General features: G+C 63.1%; 19 protein-coding genes. 1 reads left to right on the plus strand and 18 read right to left on the minus strand.

The window, feature by feature from the left end:
- Positions 1-251 precede the first annotated feature (251 nt).
- The 18 genes from C8267_RS03000 to trkA form a co-directional block, all read right to left on the minus strand.
- Positions 252-527 carry an FtsB family cell division protein gene (locus C8267_RS03000; RefSeq protein WP_087361075.1) on the minus strand — a complete coding sequence of 92 codons (276 nt, stop codon included), beginning with the start codon at positions 525-527 and terminating at the stop codon, positions 252-254.
- A 20-nt stretch (positions 528-547) separates the two neighbouring features.
- Positions 548-1189 (minus strand): 7-carboxy-7-deazaguanine synthase QueE, encoded by a 642-nt coding sequence (locus C8267_RS03005; RefSeq protein WP_106633744.1) that lies wholly within the window; start codon positions 1187-1189, stop codon positions 548-550.
- Positions 1189-1731, minus strand: a complete 543-nt coding sequence (hpt, locus tag C8267_RS03010) for a hypoxanthine phosphoribosyltransferase (protein ID WP_106633574.1) — start codon at positions 1729-1731, stop codon at positions 1189-1191. Before hpt ends, C8267_RS03005 begins: the two co-directional genes overlap by 1 nt.
- A 167-nt stretch (positions 1732-1898) precedes the next feature.
- On the minus strand, positions 1899-2477 hold the full coding sequence (gene rsxA / locus C8267_RS03015; protein WP_087361079.1) for an electron transport complex subunit RsxA: 579 nt from the start codon (positions 2475-2477) through the stop codon (positions 1899-1901).
- 2 nt (positions 2478-2479) lie between these two features.
- Positions 2480-3064: an RnfABCDGE type electron transport complex subunit E gene (locus C8267_RS03020; RefSeq protein ID WP_087361081.1), complete on the minus strand. Its 585-nt coding sequence runs from the start codon at positions 3062-3064 to the stop codon at positions 2480-2482.
- Positions 3057-3713 (minus strand): RnfABCDGE type electron transport complex subunit G, encoded by a 657-nt coding sequence (locus tag C8267_RS03025; RefSeq protein ID WP_234025667.1) that lies wholly within the window; start codon positions 3711-3713, stop codon positions 3057-3059. The genes C8267_RS03020 and C8267_RS03025 overlap by 8 nt, the downstream gene beginning before the upstream one ends.
- 17 nt (positions 3714-3730) lie before the next feature.
- Complete coding sequence (locus C8267_RS03030; RefSeq protein WP_087361085.1) at positions 3731-4699, minus strand: RnfABCDGE type electron transport complex subunit D; 969 nt, start codon at positions 4697-4699, stop codon at positions 3731-3733.
- 21 nt (positions 4700-4720) lie between these two features.
- The gene (rsxC, locus tag C8267_RS03035) at positions 4721-6070 is read right to left on the minus strand and encodes an electron transport complex subunit RsxC (RefSeq protein WP_106633575.1); all 1350 of its coding nucleotides are present in this window, start codon (positions 6068-6070) and stop codon (positions 4721-4723) included.
- A 28-nt stretch (positions 6071-6098) separates the two neighbouring features.
- A complete protein-coding gene (locus C8267_RS03040) occupies positions 6099-7079 on the minus strand; it encodes an RnfABCDGE type electron transport complex subunit B (protein ID WP_106633576.1) in 981 nt (326 codons plus the stop codon).
- Positions 7079-7498: a SoxR reducing system RseC family protein gene (locus C8267_RS03045; RefSeq protein ID WP_106633577.1), complete on the minus strand. Its 420-nt coding sequence runs from the start codon at positions 7496-7498 to the stop codon at positions 7079-7081. The genes C8267_RS03040 and C8267_RS03045 overlap by 1 nt, the downstream gene beginning before the upstream one ends.
- 4 nt (positions 7499-7502) lie before the next feature.
- Positions 7503-9080, minus strand: coding sequence for an NAD+ synthase (locus C8267_RS03050; protein ID WP_106633578.1), 1578 nt, complete (start codon positions 9078-9080; stop codon positions 7503-7505).
- Positions 9081-9688: 608 nt separating this feature from the next.
- Positions 9689-10447 (minus strand): zinc ribbon domain-containing protein, encoded by a 759-nt coding sequence (locus tag C8267_RS03055; protein ID WP_087361095.1) that lies wholly within the window; start codon positions 10445-10447, stop codon positions 9689-9691.
- Positions 10448-10466: 19 nt separating this feature from the next.
- Positions 10467-11252, minus strand: a complete 786-nt coding sequence (locus C8267_RS03060) for a Nif3-like dinuclear metal center hexameric protein (RefSeq protein ID WP_106633579.1) — start codon at positions 11250-11252, stop codon at positions 10467-10469.
- A 72-nt stretch (positions 11253-11324) separates the two neighbouring features.
- Entirely contained in the window at positions 11325-12032 is a 708-nt protein-coding gene (locus C8267_RS03065; protein ID WP_106633580.1) for a MerR family transcriptional regulator, read from the minus strand.
- Between the two features lie 116 nt (positions 12033-12148).
- Complete coding sequence (locus C8267_RS03070; RefSeq protein WP_106633581.1) at positions 12149-13567, minus strand: methyltransferase RsmF C-terminal domain-like protein; 1419 nt, start codon at positions 13565-13567, stop codon at positions 12149-12151.
- Positions 13564-14181, minus strand: a complete 618-nt coding sequence (locus tag C8267_RS03075) for a deoxynucleoside kinase (RefSeq protein WP_106633582.1) — start codon at positions 14179-14181, stop codon at positions 13564-13566. Before C8267_RS03075 ends, C8267_RS03070 begins: the two co-directional genes overlap by 4 nt.
- Positions 14182-14399: 218 nt before the next feature.
- Entirely contained in the window at positions 14400-15860 is a 1461-nt protein-coding gene (locus tag C8267_RS03080) for a GH3 auxin-responsive promoter family protein (RefSeq protein WP_106633583.1), read from the minus strand.
- A 25-nt stretch (positions 15861-15885) separates the two neighbouring features.
- Entirely contained in the window at positions 15886-17226 is a 1341-nt protein-coding gene (trkA, locus tag C8267_RS03085) for a Trk system potassium transporter TrkA (RefSeq protein WP_087361107.1), read from the minus strand.
- A gap of 156 nt (positions 17227-17382) precedes the next feature.
- Here trkA and C8267_RS03090 point away from each other — a divergent pair, with 156 nt between their 5' ends.
- The gene (locus C8267_RS03090) at positions 17383-17697 is read left to right on the plus strand and encodes a hypothetical protein (protein WP_234025668.1); all 315 of its coding nucleotides are present in this window, start codon (positions 17383-17385) and stop codon (positions 17695-17697) included.
- Positions 17698-18078 lie beyond the last annotated feature (381 nt).

Genomic DNA, 18078 nt, shown 5'->3' on the forward strand with positions numbered 1-18078 from the left:
CAAAAGCCGCGCAGTCCCGAAAATAAAGAGGAGAGCGTCTTCGGACGCTCTCCCCTGTTTTTTATCGCTTTCGTATCCCGTTCGGACACCCCACACGGCCTGCCCTGTCCGACCCGGTGCTTCTTCAACGCAGCACGGTCTGTCTGACTCTCCCGATTCATCAATCGGGGCCTGTCCTGTCCAGCCCCTCCCCTGTCACTGCCCGGTGCGCACAAGCCTCACGCAACCCGGCCCCGGAGCCTGCCGGCCGCTCAATCATCCATGAGGAAGACCCGCTCGTCGCGCCGCTGCATGCCGTAGCGCTCGCGGGCATACTCCTCGAGGTAGTCGTCGTAGCGCAGCCGCTCGACGAGCGTGCTGTCCTGGGCGATTTTCTCGCGATACTCCTCGGCCTGACGCCGCAGCGTCCCGATTTGCCCCTTGATTTTCACGGCATGGACCAGATTGCGTCCCACCACGAAGAGCATGAAGAGCACCACGACGGTGGTCAGAAACCGCCAGAACTTGCGTCCGAAATGGAGGGTCATCTTCGATTGGGACAGAGGGGTTAAGGAATATGCATGTACTTGTGTGCCTGGATGGAGATGTTCCAGCGCGGGTTGGCCTTGACATACTCGACCAGCAGCGGCATCACCTGCTCCGAGACGCTCCATTCGGGCTGTACGTAGAGCCGGCACTCGGGACGCACGCGGGCGGCGTTCTGCTCGGCCCACGCGAAATCCTCGGCCCGCTCGACAATCACCTTCAGCTCGTCGGCACGCACATAGGCCTCCTCCAGAGGGGGCTGCTGCCGTTTGGGCGAGAGGCATACCCAGTCGAACTCGCCGCTGAAGGGGTGCGAACCCGAGGTTTCGAGGAAGAGTTCAAGCCCACGGGCGCGCAGCTCCGAGGTCAGCACGCCGAGCGGATAGAGCAGCGGCTCGCCGCCCGTGACCACGACGGCCTGCGCCGCACAGGCCGTAGCCCGCGCAACAATGGTCGCCACCTCGACCGGGGGATAGAGGCGCGGATTCCACGTATACTTGGCGTCGCACCAGCGGCACCCCACGTCGCAGCCGCCCAGACGGATGAAGTAGGCCGCCTTGCCCGTATGGTACCCCTCGCCCTGGATGGTATAGAAATCCTCGACCAGCGGAAGCAGCCGCCCGCCGTCGAGCAACTCCACGATGTTGTTCGTCACCTCGCCCATCATTCGGTCACCACGTAGATATCCTTCAGATTGCGGCCCAGCTGGTTGTAGTCCAGACCGTAGCCTACGATGAACTCGTTGCCGATTTCCATCGCCCGATAATCGATGGGAATCTGCTTGCGGTAGGAGCCCGGCTTGAAGAAGAGCGTGCAGACGGCGATGCTGGCCGGATGGAGTTTCTCCAGGTCGCGAACCATCCGCTCGATGCTCTCGCCCGTGTCGACGATGTCCTCGACGATAATCACGTGGCGCCCCTCGAGCGACTGGTTGAGTCCGATGAGGCACTTCACGTCGCCCGTGGTCTGCGTCCCTTCGTACGAGGCCAGCTTGACGAACGACAGCTCGCTGTTGAACTCGATTTTCTTGATGAGGTCGCTCATGAACATGAACGAACCGTTCAGCACCCCGACAAAAAGCGGCGTATCCTTGTCGGCATAGTCCGCATTGATGCGCTGCGCGACGGCCGTGACCGCCTCGTCGATTTTCGCGGCGGGAATCATGACCCGGAACTTCCGGTCGTGAAGTTTGATGACCTTATCCATTGACTTCGGTGGGTTTTATTCGATAATAGCGCAAAATTAACAATCTTGGCGCAAGAAACGAAGTTTTTACGGCGAAAAAAGTCGGCCGTGCACAAAAAGCGTGCCCCGGAATGCAGAGAAGACCGCCCCTCGGGGAGCGGTCTTCGCGGTGGAACCGTTGCCGGGTCTCAGACCAGACCCGAAAAGCCCATGAAGGCCATGGCCAGAATGCTGGCCGTGATGAGCGCGATGGGGACACCGCGGAAGCCTTTGGGAACCTCCTCGAACTCCAGACGCTCGCGGATGCCGGCGAAGAGCACCAGCGCCAGAGCAAAGCCCAGAGCCGTCGAGACCGAGTAGGCGACGCTCTGCAGCAGGTTGAACTCCTTCTGAATCATCAGAATGGCCACACCCAGCACGGCGCAGTTGGTCGTGATGAGCGGCAGGAAGATGCCCAGCGCCTGATAGAGCGACGGAGAGAGTTTCTTGAGCATGATTTCGACCATCTGCACCAGAGCCGCGATGACCAGGATGAAGACAATCGTCTGCATGTATTCGATGTGGAGCGGCACCAGGATGTAGGTCTGGATGGGCCACGCCACCACGGCCGTAAGCGCCATGACGAAGGTCACGGCGGCGCCCATGCCCAGCGACGTCTCAACCTTCGACGAGACGCCGAGGAAGGGGCAGATGCCGAGGAACTGCGCCAGCACGACGTTGTTGACGAAGATGGCGCCGATAATGATTGCGAAATAGGATATTTCCATGGCTACTTCTTGGCTAATTTATTGAACAGGACCATCAGGTATCCGAGCGTGAGGAAGCCGCCCGGCGCAAGGACGAAGACCAGCGGCATGACATCCGCGATGCCGAGGTTGATGCCGAAGATGGCACCGCTGCCCAGAACCTCGCGCACGGCGCCGATGACCGTCAGCGAGAGGGTGAATCCCAGACCGATGCCCACACCGTCGAGCATCGAGTCGAAAGGCGAGTTTTTCGAGGCGAAGGCCTCGGCGCGGCCCAGGATGATGCAGTTCACCACGATGAGCGGGATGAAGACGCCCAGCGCCTTGTAGAGCCCCGGAACGAAGGCCTCCATGAGCATCTGGATGATGGTCACGAACGAGGCGATGACCACGATGAAGGCCGGGATGCGGACCTTGTCGGGGATGATGTTCTTGATGAGCGAAATCACCAGGTTCGACATGATGAGCACCGCCATGGTGGCCAGACCCATACCCATGCCGTTGGCCGCCGAGGTGGTCGTACCGAGCGTCGGGCACATGCCCAGCACCAGTACAAAGGTCGGGTTGTTCTTGATGATGCCGCTGAGAATGATTTGCAGTTTATTCATTTTGACCTCCTTCCTGAGCCGCAGGCTCGTTGTTGGTTTGCTGCGAGGCGCCCGACGCCACGTCGGTGGCGGGTGTGCCCGTCGCTACGCTCTTGTAGGCCATCCAGGCCCGGTTGACGGCATCGACATAGGCGCGCGACGAGATGGTGGCAGCCGTCAGGGCGTCCACGTCGCCGCCGTCCTTGCGGACCGCCAGCTTGCCGTCGACGAGCTGCTTATCCTCGAGGCGCTGCCCCTTGACGCTGCCCAGCAGCGGGTTGCCCTCGTCGCACATCTTGGTACCGAGGCCCGGGGTCTCGGTCTGCTCCAGCACGTTGATGTTGACCACGCGGCCGTCGGGGTCGAAGCCCACCATCATGCGCACCGCACCGCCGAAGCCCAGCTTCGACATCGACTGCACGGCATAGCCGGCCACCACGCCGCCCTTCGTGGCGGTGTAGACCGTGATGGGCATCTCGTCGATGGTGAGCTCCTCACTCGTCGTCTCGTCGAACGGAGGCAGCACCTCGGTCAGCGCCGCCGTCGTGGCGGCCTGCTTCGACTGGGCAATGGGCTCCACGGTAATCATGTTCACCACGCCCACACCGGCCGAAGCCACCAGCGTGATGCCGAAGAGCACCGCAACCATGTTCTTAAGTGTACTTTCCATAATCTTAAGGCCTCCTGTTATTTCACGCCGAAGCGCGCGGGTTTCACATATTTGTTAATCAGGGGCACGACGGCGTTCATAATCAGAATCGCGAACGACATGCCTTCGGGATAGGCACCCCACAGACGGATGAGCATGGTGATGACACCGATGCCGACGGCGAAAATCACGCCGCCCTTGACCGTCATGGGCGAGGTCGAGTAGTCGGTAGCCATGAAAATCGAGCCCAGCAGGGCACCGCCGGCCAGCACGTGGAAGAGCGGCAGCTGCCACAGCAGCGACGGCTCACCACCGCGGCAGAGCGCCACGATGAAGGCGAAGAGCGCCATCGTCACGAGTACCGTCACGGGGATGTGCCACGTGATGACCCGGCGCCAGAGCAGATAGACGAAGCCGCACAGCAGCGCCAGCGCGGCCACCTCGCCCATCGAACCGGGCATGTTGCCCAGCAGCAGGTCCTGCACGCCGAGCACGTCGGGACCGGCCGCACCGTGCTTGACGACCGCCAGCGGCGTGGCGCCCGACAGTGCGTCAAACGAGCCGTTGACCGGCATGGGGAAGGTGGTCATCTGCACGGGATAGGCAATCAGCAGGAAGACACGGCCCACGAGTGCCGGGTTGAAGGGGTTCTTGCCCAGGCCGCCGAAGGTCATCTTGGCGATGGCGATGGCGACGAAGGCGCCGATGACGACAATCCACCAGGGAATCGTCGCCGGCAGGTTGAAGGCCAGCAGCATGCCCGTCACCACGGCCGAAAGGTTACCCACGGTCACGGGGCCCTGGACCAGGAATCGCTGAATCAGGTATTCGAACAACACGCAGCACGCGACCGACAGCGCCGTGACCCAGAGCACGTTGAGGCCGAAGACCACCGTCGAGACCGCCAGCGCAGGCAACAACGCGATGATGACGTCGCGCATGATGACGCTCGTCGATTGCGTCGTCTGCACGTGGGGCGCGGGAGCGACAACAAGTTTGTTTGCCATAACTTTATCGTTTATTTTCATTTACTTTTTAGGAGCGTTGGCGGCAGCCCGCGCGCGGATGATGCCCATGACGGTCTGCTTGCCCAGACGAATCCAGTCGAGCAGCGGCAGGTAGGCCGGGCAGGTCGACTGGCAGCAGCCGCACTCGATGCACGAGGTAATCATGCGGGCCTCGACCTCGTCCCAGTTCTTCTTCTGGGTCATCTTCGAGAGGAAGTAGGGCTCCAGACCCATCGGGCAGGCCGACACGCACTTGGCGCACTTGATGCACTGCGAGGCGGTGCGGCGCACGGCGTCGCGGCCGCTCATGACGGTGATGCCCGAGCAGCCCTTCGTCACCGGGGCCTCGAGGTTAATCATCGCACGACCCATCATCGGACCGCCGTTGATGACCTTGCCCGCATCGGCGGGAAGACCTCCGGCCGCCTCGATGAGCGTCGAGATGGGGGTACCCATGCGCGTGAGCAGGTTCTTGGGCTCCTTCATCCCCTTGCCGGTGATGGTGACCACCCGCTCGATGAGGGGCTTGTGCTTCTGCACAGCCTCGTAGACGGCCACCGTCGTCGAGGCGTTGCAGACCACCGCACCCACGTCGATGGGCAGTGCGGGCGGAGGAGGTACCTCGCGGCCCATGATGGCGGCGATGAGCTGTTTCTCACCGCCCTGCGGATACTTCACGCGCAGCGGCACAATCTCGATGCCCTCGTATCCGGCCGCCAGACGGCGCAGATGCTCGATGGCATCGGGCTTGTTGTTCTCCACGCCGACGTAGGCGCGCTCGACACCGAGCGCACGCTTGAGAATCGTCACGCCGACGAGCAGCTGTTCGCCCCGCTCGAGCATCGTGCGATGGTCCGACGTGAGGTAGGGTTCGCACTCGACGCCGTTGATGATGAGTGCCTCGGCCTTCTTGCCGGGAGGCACCGAAAGCTTCACATGCGTGGGGAAGGTCGCACCGCCCATGCCGACGATACCGGCCTCCTTGATGCGGACGATAATCTGCTGCGGCTCGAGCGTGCACTCGCGCACCAGCTCCGGCGTGCGGTCGATGCCCTCGGCCCACTCGTCGCCCTCGCGCTTGATGACGATGCTCATCTGACGCACGCCCTGGCCGTTGGCCACGGGCTCCACGGCGGTCACCGTACCCGAAATCGGCGAGTGGATGTTCGCCGACATGAAACTGCCCGCCTCGGCGATGAGCTGACCGGTCAGCACCTTGTCGCCCTTGGCCACCTTGGCAACCGCGGGCGCGCCGATATGCTGCGACAGGGGAATCGTCACCACGTCGGGCAGCGGAAGGACCTCGATGGGCTTCGCGCAGCTCAGTTTGTTTTCCGACGGATGGACTCCGCCTTTCGGAAATGTCTTCATATCTCGGAATCTGAATTTTAGCGGTTAATTATTCGGCATCCGTCTTCTTTGCGGCCGGTGCGGCCTTGGCCTCTGCGGCGGGCTTCTCCGCTGCAGGTGCTGCTGCAGGCTTGGCGGCCGGAGCAGCGGCAGGTTTGGCAGCAGGAGCGGCGGCCGGAGCGGCTGCAGGCGCCGTCTTGGGGGCCTTGGGCAGCGGCTCCATGCCCACCAGGCGGATGGCGCCCGTCGGGCACTCGTTCACGCACTTGCGGCAGAGCTTGCACTTCTGCGGGTCGATGTAGGCCAGGTTGTTCTCGACGGTGATGGCGCCGAAGGCGCACACCTTAGCGCACTTGCCGCAGCCGATGCAGCCCGCCTTGCAGGCCTTCATCACCACGGCACCCTTGTCCTTCGAGACGCACGAGACGTAGACCGCACGGTTCTTTGGCCACTTCTTGCGCAGCTCGATGACCTGCTTGGGGCAGGCCTTCACGCAGGCGCCGCAGGCCGTACACTTGTCGGCGTCGACCTCGGGCAGCCCCGTCGAGGGGTTGATGTGGATGGCATCGAACGAGCAGGCCGTCACGCAGTCGCCGAATCCGAGGCAGCCGAACGAGCAGCCCGTCTCGCCGATGTAGAGCGATGCGGCCACGGCGCACGAGCGTGCTCCGTTGAACTGGTTGGTGCGGGGGCGCTTCTCACACGTACCGCCGCAGCGGACGGTCGCCACCTGGGGCTCCTTCTCGGCGGCAGCCTTGCCCAGGAAGCCGGCCACGGCCTTCATGCAGTCACCGCCTCCGACGGGACAGTAGAGCGCCGAAATGTCGTCGCGCTTGACCAGCGCCTCGGCCATGCCGCGGCAGCCGGCGAAGCCGCAACCGCCGCAATTGGCGCCCGGCAGCATCTTCTCGACCTGGTCAATCCGCGGGTCCTCCTCGACCTTGAACTTCTGGGCCACCACGTAGAGAATAACTGCGGCAAGCACTCCCAACACGCAGAGCGTCAGGATTGTGTAAAGTAATACTTCCATCAGTGTTTTGTTATTGTAAAATGAATTGTATGTTCAATTCTGCGGCGGAAGAGCCCCAGCACCCCGTAGTAGAGCGCCACGCCGGCCAGCGCCGCCAGGGCGCTCGCCCCGTCGCTCCACCCCAGCGCCAGGCTGCTCACCATCAGCACCACAAGCAGCACGGCAAGGGCTCCCACATAGGCATATACGACCGCGACGGCACCTGCGCGCCGCCGCACTCCCACCGACACCTCCTCGCCGGGATGATAGCTCCCCGACTCCGGAGTGTGGACCTCCACAATCTTCTCCTGCGTCTCGGCCAGACCGCATGCGGCCCGCGCCTTGCAGCTGCCGCACGCCGAATGCGAGGTGATTCGTACCAGGACCGCATCCCCTTCGATGCGCTCGACCACCCCGCTATGTTCAATCAGCTCCGCCACAGTTCTAATCGCCGTACTTGTTGGTCAGCGGCATCAGCCGCTCGTGTCCGAACGAACACATCGAAAGGCGCAGCACGGGCGGGAACTGGTAGCGTTTCTTCTCGTTGCGCATAATCATCGAGTGAATCTTCTCCACAACCTCCGAGTCGAAACCCGCGTTGACAATCTCCTCGCGGTGCTGCCCCTCCTCAATCATGCGGTAGAGGATGGCGTCGACCACCTCGTAGGGAGGCAGAATGTCGCTGTCCTTCTGGTTGGGGTGGAGCTCCGACGAGGGCTCCTTGTCGAGTATGCTTTCGGGAATGGGGTTGCCGAAGGTGCGGTTGATGTAGCGCGCCACATCGTACATCTCGCTCTTGTAGAGGTCGCCCGTAGGGCTGAAGGCGCCGGCCGTATCGCCGTAGAGCGTGCAGAGACCCAACGCGTTTTCGCTCTTGTTCGACGAATTGAGCAGCACGTAGTCCGTCTTGTTCTGGACGGCCATGAGCAGAATCGTGCGGATGCGCGTCTGGATGTTCTCCTCGGTGGAGTCGAAGTCGCGTCCGCCGATAACCGGCGTGAGCGTGTCGACCACCGACTTGTAGATTTCCGTGATGGGAATGACGTTGTATTCGATGCCCAGATTCTCGGCCAGCTCCTTGGCATCCTCGACCGAGAGGTCCGACGAGAACTGCGAGGGCATGAGCAGCGCGCGGACATTCTCGTGCCCGAGCGCATCGGCCGCCAGGCAGGCGACCACCGCCGAGTCGATACCGCCCGAGAGGCCAATGCAGGCCTTGCGGTAGCCGTTCTTGAGGAAGAAGTCGCGCAGTCCGCAGCGTGCCGCCTCGTAGACCAGCCGCGTACGTTCGCCGCTGGTGGGGATGACGACGGGACGGGCCTGGGCGCGGGTGTCGAAAATCTGGAAGTCCTCCTCGAAGTTTTTCATCATGAGCACCAGCTCGCCGCGGTTGTTGAAGGCGCCCGACGTGCCGTCGTAGACGATGTCGGTCGAGCCGCCGACCTGGTTGACCATGACGATGTTCTTGCCCTCGACGAACGAGAGGTTGCGCATCACCTCGTAGCGGTAGGTCATCGTGCCGCGGCCGTACTTGCGGGCGTTGATGGAGATGACCGTCTCGACCGACTTGTCGTAGTCGCGTTCGCGGCTCAGGTCGTCGCCCACGACGATGGCGCACTTGTGTCCCTTGATGGTGGCATACTCGTAGCCCTTCGAGCCGACGAGGAAGCCCATCTCGCGGCGGGCCGTAATGTACTTCTTGCCCACGTAACGCAGCACCTTGCGGTCCTGGATGAGCGCGGCGGCGCTGATGGTGCCCTGCGACGTCAGAATCGGAAGTCCCACGATGGCGGCGATGCCGTCGCAGCAGGAGGCGATGGTAACCAGCGCATCCTCGCACAACTCGAGGAAGGTCGTCTTCCGCAGCAGGTCGAAGGCGGGGGTTCCGCTCACGGCCTGTTCGGCAAAAATCACGAGGTCGGCTTTACGCTCTTTGGCCTTTTGAATCGAATCGATGATTTTCGAGGTGTTGCCCTCCACATCGCCGATGGTGTAGTTCAACTGGGCAATGGCTATCTTCATCTAAGGCAATTTTAGTCGTCGGTATAGAACTTTGCAAAAATAGCGATTATTTGCTAAAGTCCGAACTTTTTCGTCCGTAAAATGTTATTCCCGAGCCATTATTCGGTTCCCGCCCGCGCGAGACCGCCCCGGAGCCGCTCCACCGCGGCCGGAGGGCGGAAGGGGGGGGCAAATGCTTCCGGTCCGGTCCCGCCCCGCAACCGCAGGGCAAGGGGTGCCCGGCCGCCACCGCCCGGACATAAAAAAACGACGGGCACTGCCTGACCCGCCGTTTCAACCAACCGCACCACCCTGCTGCCACCTACCCATCGAGGGGAACGCCGCCGCACCATCGAAAAGGGACGGGCCGACACACCTGCCGACGCGGAAAACCGCTCCGCCCCTCCGGGCACAAAAAAGCGGCAGACGCATCCTGCCCCGCCGTCTCCGTCGACCTTCTCCTCTTCCGCCGCCGGCATACCGTCCCGCAGCCCCGCCGAAGACGAAAGGTTCCACCTGCCGACGCGGAAAACCGCTCCGTCCCTCCAGGTACAAAAAAGCGGCGGGCCCTTTTGGGGTCCGCCGCCCTGTTCACATGCACCTCCCGGCGTCACGCCGGAAGCCGTCCACTACTGCTCGGCTTCGGGGTCTGCCACCAGAATGCGACCGCAGTACTCGCAGATGATAATCTTCTTGCCGGCACGGATATCCATCTGACGCTGAGGCGGAATACGGTTGAAGCAGCCGCCGCACGCATCACGTTTCACCGTCACCACGGCCAGACCGTTGCGCACGCTGCGGCGAATGCGGTTGTAGGCAGCCAGCAGCCGGTCGTCGACCTTGGCACGGGCCTGCTCGGCCTGAGCCTCGTACTCGGCAACCTGCGGAGCCGTTTCGGCCTCGATGCTCTCCAGCTCGCCCTTCTTGACCGTCAGGTCGGCATTGCGCTCGTTGAGCTCGGCCTCGGTCTGCTCCAGCTGAGCCTTCTTGGCCTTCACACCGGCGGCGTACTCCTTCAGACGCTTCTCGGCCAGCTCGATTTCGAGCTCCTGATACTCGATTTCCTTCGAGATGGCGTCGAATTCACGGTTGTTGCGGACGTTGTTCTGCTGCTCCTTGTAGTTGGCGATTTGAATCTTCGCCTGGTCGATTTCGCGCTTGCGCTGCTTGGTGAGCGCATTGAACTCCTCAATCTCGGAGTTGATGTTGTCGATGCGCGTCTTCAGCCCGGCAAGCTCATCCTCGAGGTCCTGAACCTCGAGCGGCAGTTCACCCTTCACCTTGTTGATTTCGTCGATTTTGCTGTCGATTTTCTGAATCTCATAGAGCGCCAGGATTTTCTCCTGCATCGAATAATCAACATCGGCGGCCTTTTTCTGTGTTGCCATATATTATAATTGTTTGAACTTAAACGAAATAGTTCACCGGATTACGCGAGTATCCACTCTTGCGGACCGCAAAGGTAAGCAAATTTTTCGATAAAACCTCAAATATTAGCTCAATTGCGCAATATTCGCTCTCGAAATGTCCGATGTCCGCCACCACGAAGGCTCCGTCGGGGAGCATGAAATCGTTGTACTTCAAATCGGCGGTCACGTAGAGGTCGGCACCCGAGCGGCGGGCCTCCTCCATGAGCGAGGCTCCGGCCCCCGTGCAGAGGGCGATGCGCCGCACCTGAGGGCGCACCAGGTCGCTGTGGCGCACCACCTTGAGCCCCAGACGCTGCTGCATGCGGCGCAGGAACTCCTCCGTCGGGAGCGGCTCGGGCAGCTCGCCCACCACGCCGAAGCCCACCTGCGGGTCGGCCGCCGAGGGCTGCAGCACGCGGAGCTCCCCGATGCCCATCATCGCGGCCAGACGCCAGCTCATCCCTCCGGGGGCGCTGTCGAGGTTCGTATGGCAGGCATAGAGCGCGATGCCGCGGCGGATGGCCCGCTCGACGCAGCGCTGCACGGCATCGGCCGAGTTGAAGCGCTTGAGCGCATGGAAGATGATGGGATGGTGCGTGATGACCAGGTCGCACCCTTCGCGCTCGGCCTCGTCCAGCACCTCGTCCGTAACGTCGACGGCCAGCAACGCCCGCTGCACCTCGTCGTCGGGACGCCCCACAATCAGCCCCGCGTTGTCGTAGGACTCCTGGTAGGAGAGCGGTGCAAAGCGCTCGATTACGTCGGTTATATCTTTAATTTTCATAGTGTTGTCTTCTTTTTCCAGATGATTGCGTTAACGTGCGGCGCGCTGCCGGCCGCAGCAGGCCGCTGCGCCTCAGAAGAGCGACTGTTCGTAGAAGGCGAAGAGTTCCTTGTGCTCCGCCTCCTCCTTCTTGCCGCGGCGCGGACGGCGTGCCGTACGCTTCGGAGCGCCCGGCTCGGTCTGCGCGGCAGCTTCCGCCTCTGCCTCCGCCGGGGTTCCACCCTCGGGCGTATCGGCAAACTTCACCACCGGTTTGGTGCGCCGGCGGCGCTTCGGGGCGGCAGCTTCGGCCTCGGCGGCGGTTCCAGCCTCTGCGGCAACCGAAGCATCCTGCTCCGCAGTCGCTTCTTCGGGGGCCTCCCCGTGCGCCATCTCTGCGGCATCGGTCGGAAGCTCCGCCGAAGCGTCGACCGACGAATCGACCAGCACGGTCCGCCCCTGCGAAGCGGCAGGCTCCTTGAGCTCCTCGCGCACCTCAACCAGCAGCGCGCGAATGCGCTGCAGCCGCTCGAGCAGCTCCACGTCGCGCGGCACCTCCTTTTCGCGGCGGCACTGACGCAGCGCCTTGCGGGCCCCCTCGAGCGTCATGCCCTGCTCCTTGACCAGGTGGTAAATCAGCTTCAGGTTCTCGATGTCGGCCGGCGTAAAGAGCCGGTTGCCCTTCTTGTTCCGCTTGGGCTTCAGCACGCCGAACTGCGACTCCCAGTGGCGCAGCAACGACGGCCGGACGTCGAACATCTCGGCCACCTCGCCCATTGAATAGTAAAGCTTCTCTGCCATACGCTATTTCGTTTCACGGTTTATATTTTCATCTCCTTCGGGGCCGGTTTCCTCAACACAAGGCTTTCCTCAGCATGAGGTCGGCCCCGCTCTCCGTATCGGACCGCACCCCGGGGCTACGCCTCCCCCTCGCCGGCCGGCTCTCCGTCACCCTGCTGCCGAAGGATGCGCAGCGAATTGGGATAGAGGTTGTTCACGCGGGGGCCAATCCGCTTGACGAATCCCAGCGCCCGGCCGCTCGCCGTCACCAGATTGATGCCTTCGGCAAAGAGCCCCGCTGCAAGCTCCTGCTTGCGCAGGAAGCGCAGCGCATCCTCCGAGCCGAGTTCGGCCGTCGGCACGGCATCGCGCCGCAGCCCCGCGAAGAGGGCCAAAGCCGGGTCGGGCTTGAGCCGCCCCTTGAAGAGCTGCCCCATGGCCACTCCCGAATAAATCACGGGCAGCACGCCCGAGAGGCTCCGCACGGCATCGTACTGCGCCGCATACCAGCCGTAGAGGGTATCGCCCGCCGCGGCAAAGCGCATCGCCGCGGGCTCCTCGACCCAGCGTGCAAGCTCCGCCGCTGCGGCCTTGTCGGCCGCGACGAGCACTTCGCGGCGCTGCCGCGGCGTGCGGCTCCGACCGCCGGCATCGGGGGCCTTGCGGGCCACGGCGGCGAAGAAGCCCTCGCCCTCGGCCCGGTGCGGGAAGAAACGGAAGGTGCGGAAGGCTCCGACCCTGCCGCCGAGAATCCCCCACTCCTCCGCGAGCGGGAACTCGCCGGCCTCGGCCACCTCGTCGCCCGCCCATGCAAGAAAACGTTCAAGCGAGCCCTCGTCCTCGGTGCGGTTGAAGGTGCAGGTGCTGTAGAGGAGCGTCCCGCCGGGCCGCAGCGCCCGCCACGCCTCGCGCAGAATGGCATCCTGACGCGATGCGCAGAGGCGCACGTTCGCCTCGCTCCACTCGCCGCGCGCGGCGTCGTCCTTGCGGAACATCCCCTCGCCCGAGCAGGGGGCGTCGACCGCCACCACGTCGTACCACGCCTCGAACTCCGCCATGCGGGCCGCATCGGCCGTCGTGACCACGACGTTGCCCGTGCCCCAGCGGCGGATGTTGTCGGCAAGCACCTGCGCCCGCCGGCGGTCGATTTCATTGGCGACAACGAGCCCTTCGCTCCCGACCAGCGAGGCGTAGAGCGTGCTCTTGCCGCCGGGTGCGGCGCAGAGGTCGAGCACCCGCGCACCGCGCATATCGACACCCGAGAGCAGCCGCCCGACAAACTGCGATGAGGGCTCCTGCACGTAGTAGGCGCCGGCATGGAACTCCGCATCGAAGGTGAACTGCGGCCGCCGGGGCAGGTAACGCCCCTCGGCACACCACCCTACGCGGCGCACCCCTTCGCCCGTCGCAACGGCGGGCAGGAGTGCCGCGCACTTCGCCGGGTTGAGCCGCACCGCAACGGGCGACGGGCCGTCGAGCGCCGCACACAACGCCTGCGCCTCCTCTTCGCCCAGCTCGCGGGCAATGGACGCTACGAACGCTTCGGGCAGCCTCATTGCTTCTCGGAGGCTTTGAGCGCATCGAGCCGTGCGCAAATCCGTTCGAGCACCTCGGGATTCTCCACGAAGTCCTCGTTGTCCTTGTCGACGACGAGCACCTCGCCGTCGTAGATATGGTCAATCCAGTGGTCGTACTTCTCGTTGAGCCGCCGCAGGTAGGACTCGTCGATGTTCATCTCGTACTCGCGGCCCCGCTTGTGAATCTGCGAGATGAGCGTCGGAACGCTCGCCTTGAGGTAAATCAGCAGGTCTGGTTTGGGGATGAGCGTGGTCACGAGCCGGAAAATCTTCATGTAGGTCTCGATGTCGCGCGTCGACATGAGCCCCATCTCGTGGAGGTTCGTGGCGAAGATGTGGGCATCCTCGTAGATGGTCCGGTCCTGGATGATGTCCTCGTCGCCCGAGGCGAGCATGTCCATCGTCTGCTCGATGCGGCTGCCGAGGAAGCTGATTTGCAGCTGGAACGACCAGCGGTTCATATCCTCGTAGAAATCCCCGATGTAGGGGTTGTTGCTCTCCTCCAGATAGCATTTGGCCCGGTAGCGCCGGGTCAGCATCTCGGTCAGCGTCGTCTTGCCGCTGCCGATGTTTCCCGCAATGGCAATATACATCGTTCAATCGATATTTCTGAATGGTTTTACACTTCTTGTCGTTCGGCGGCCGTTTTTTCGGCAACCGTTGCCGGCGGCTGTTTTCAGCGGCTGTTTTCGGCGGCCGCAGTCCGACACCCGGCTGCAACGCCGCGCTCCCGAAACCGCTACGTCCGAAAAAACGTTCCGCCCTGCAAAGCCGGGCCTAATTAGAGAATCGGCGCCCGCCCCGGTCCGGACTACTCACCCCCGAGCACCGAGTCGGCCACGCGGCGGTCGTTCATCAGACGCGGCACCTTGTTCTTCCCCTTGCGGCGCATCCAGTCAAGGAAGCGGCCCCGCTCGACCACCGTGATGCGCGGCAGGTCGAGCGTCGTCAGACGCTTGGCGTCGTAGTCCGAGTTGATGGCCCGCAGCTCGCGGTCGAGCACCTCGGCGAAGCGGGCCCGGTCATCGGGCTCGCGGTCGAACTCCACAATCCACTCGTGGGCGCCCCGCTCGCGGAGGCTCATGTAGCAGGGAGCCACCGTATACTCGCCCACCACGGCGCCCGTCTCGCGGCAGGCCCGCTCCAGGGCGCGGTCGGCGTTGTCGGCAATCACCTCCTCGCCGAAGGCGTTGATGTACTGGCGCGTACGCCCTGCAAAGCGAATCCGGTAGGGGTCCGTCGAGGTGAACTCCACCGTATCGCCGATTTCGTAGCGCCACAGCCCGTTGTTCGAGGTGATGACCAGAGCATAGACCTCGCCGCTCTTCACCCCTTCGAGCGGCACGATGCTGTCGCCCTGGCGGAATTCGAAGTAGGTGCCGTAGTCGAGCATCAGCAGCATGTCGCTGCGCGTGGGGTCGTCGGCCAGGGCGAAGAAGCCCTCCGAGGCGTTGTAGGTCTCCATGTACTGCATCTCGGGCGAGGGTATCAGCTCCTCGAACGAACGCCGGTAGGGGGTGAACTCCACCCCGCCGTGGGCGAACATGCAGAGATTGGGCCACACTTCGAGCAGGTTGCTGCGCCCCGTATACTCGAGCACGCGGCGCATCAGCGCCAGGTTCCACGACGGCACGCCGGCAAAGGCCGTGATGTTCTCGCCCGTGCACTCGCGGCAGATGGCCTCGGCCTTGCGGTCGAAATCGGCGATGAGGGCCGTCTGCATCTTCGGCGCGCGGAACCAGCCGCTCCAGAAGGTCGTCTCGTGGATGAGCAGCGCCGAGAGGTCGCCCACCAGATTCGACCCCTCCTGCCGGCATGAACCGCCGAGCGTGAGCGTCTTGCCGTCGAAGACCTTCGAGCGGGGGTTGTTGGCCGCGAAGACCGTCGCCACGTCGCGCATGCCCATCGTATGGTTCCACCACAGCGATTCCCGCGTGACGGGGATGTACTTGCTCCGGTCGGAGGTGGTGCCCGACGAGCGGGCAAAGAGCGTGACGCGGCCCGGAGCCGTCACGTCGGACTCACCGGCCAGCATCCGCTCGATGTAGGGCTTGAAGGTGTCGTAGTCGAACGTCTCGACCATCGAGGCGAACTGCTCGGGCGTGCGGATGCGGCCCAGGTTGTAGCGCCAGCCGAACTCCGTGCGGCGGCCCCGGCGCAGAAGCTGCCGGAACATGCGCGCCTGGGTCTCCACGGGGTGGCGGCGGAAGGTGTCGATGGCCCGCTCGCGCTGCGAGAAGTAGGCCCTCAGAAGTATGCTGCGAAGTGACAAAATCGTTTTTGTTGCTTAAAGTTCCTTAGTTGAAGAAGTAGCCCACGCGGCCCACCGACTCGGGCATGGCGAAGACCACCACGCGGTCGTAGGGCTGTATCATCGAGTTGTCGACCGCAATGAAGACCTTGTCGCCGCGGACGATGCCGCCGATGATGGTATCCTCGGGAAGCCCCATCTCCTTGATGCGGCACTTGGTGGCCGGCGAGTTGGGCTTGACGATGAACTCGAGCACCTCGGCGTCGCTGCCCGTCAGGCACTTGATGGCCTGCACGTCGGTCGACATCGTGAAGCGGAAGATGTTCGACGCCGTGATGAGCTTCTTGTTGATGATGGTGTCGATGCCGATGGACTCGGCCAGATTGATGTAGTTGAGGTTCTCGACCTCGGCAATCACCTTCTTGACGCCCATACGCTTGGCCAGCATCGCCGCCAGGATGTTCGTCTCGCTGCGGCCCGTCACCGCCACGAAGGCGTCCATGTTCGAGAGGCCCTCCTCCATCATCGCCTCCGTATTACGCCCGTCCTCATTGATAATCAACGTCTTGTCGAGCATCTCTGCCAGACGGTAGGCCTTCTCGGCGTTGTAGTCGATGAGCTTGATGTTGACCTCGTCCTGCAGCTCGGTGGCGATGCGGATGCCGATGCGCGAGCCGCCGAGTATCATCATGTTCTTGATTTCGATGTTCGACTGCCCCGAGAACTCCATCACCTCGCGCACGGCATCCTGACGGGCGATGACATAGATGATATCACCCTCGAAGTAGCGCTCGCCGCGGTGCGGAATGATGGTCTCGCCGCCGCGCGTGATGGCCACCGTGCGGTAGTTGAGCTCGGTCTGCTCCTCGTCGAAGCCCGTGAGCTCCTGCCCCACCAGCGGCGAGGCGGGCTCCAGACGGAAGACCGCCAGCGAGAGCTTGCCGCTCGAGAAGTCGACATACTCGGTGGTCGAGGTGTGGCCCAGCAGGTTGATGACCTCGCGGGCGGCCACCTTTTCGGGATAGAAGAGGTAGTCGATGCCCATCTCGATGAACATCTCCTTGTTGTTGGGCTCGAGGTATTCGTTGTTGTCGATGCGTGCGATGGACTTCTTGGCCCCCAGCTGCTTGGCGAGCATCGCCGCCACGACGTTGTCGTTCTCCTCGTGGTTGACGGCGATGAAGAGGTCGCACTTGCGCACCGAGGCCTTGCGCAGCACGGCAAAGGTGGTCGAGTCGCCCTCGACCGTAATGACGTCGGCCAGGCTGCCCACGTCGGCCAGCAGCTTCTGGTCGGCGTCGATGATGGTGATGTCGTGGCCGTTTCCGCTCAGCATCTTGGCCAGATGGCTCCCCATCTCGCCGGCTCCCGCAATGACGATTCTCATAGGTTCGATTTTTGGCCGGATGCCGCGCCCGCAACGCTCCGGCCGGCTTTTTCGGGTCGGGGTTCGGAACAGGGCGGCATTTTTGCAAATTAATTTACAAATGTATACATTTGTCCCGGAAAGCCCAAAATTTCGGACCCTAAAAACACACATGTCATGCCATCGTGGTTGATTCTTCTGCTGGCCGCCATTGCGGCCGTCGCCCTGTTCGTCGTCGGGATGTCGCTCACGCTGATGTTCAAGGGGCACTTCATCGATTCGGAAATCTCGACCAACAAGAACATGCAGCGGCTGGGCATCAAGTGCGCCGTGCAGGAGTCGCGTGAGGATTCGGGCCAGACCGACTGCGTCACAGCGGGCTGCTCGGGCAACTGCTCGGCCTGCGACATCGAGGAGCAGCGCATCCACCACGCCCCGGCGGGGAGCCGCACGGCAGCTTCCGCCTCCGCGGAGCAACCGGCAGCACGTTAGTCCGGCCGTCCCGGCTAAGCCCCGGCGCCGGGCACAAAATCCCGGTTCCGCGCGTCGTAAAGTCCCCGACAAGCGGGCGCCGGGCACAAAAAGCAGGTGCCGGGCACAAAAAAGAGGGCGCCGGGCACAAAAAAGGCGGGTGCCGGGCCCACAAAGGGCGCCGAGCACAAAAAAAGAGGAGTTACGACTCCTCTTTCTTTTTATCCATATCCTCGCCCGGCGGCGGTATTCCGACATCAGACCGGCAGCGGCACATCCTGCCGCCTCTCCCTCAACGGCAACGTAACCTTCTGCTTCGTTCGCAACGGCAATGCCTCCTTCACTCCGACCAACGGAGACACACCGTCCGACCTCACCTTCACCGGGGAGCTGACCCCAATT

The sequence above is a fragment of the Alistipes sp. Marseille-P5061 genome (assembly GCF_900290115.1).
GTDB lineage: Bacteria > Bacteroidota > Bacteroidia > Bacteroidales > Rikenellaceae > Alistipes > Alistipes excrementigallinarum.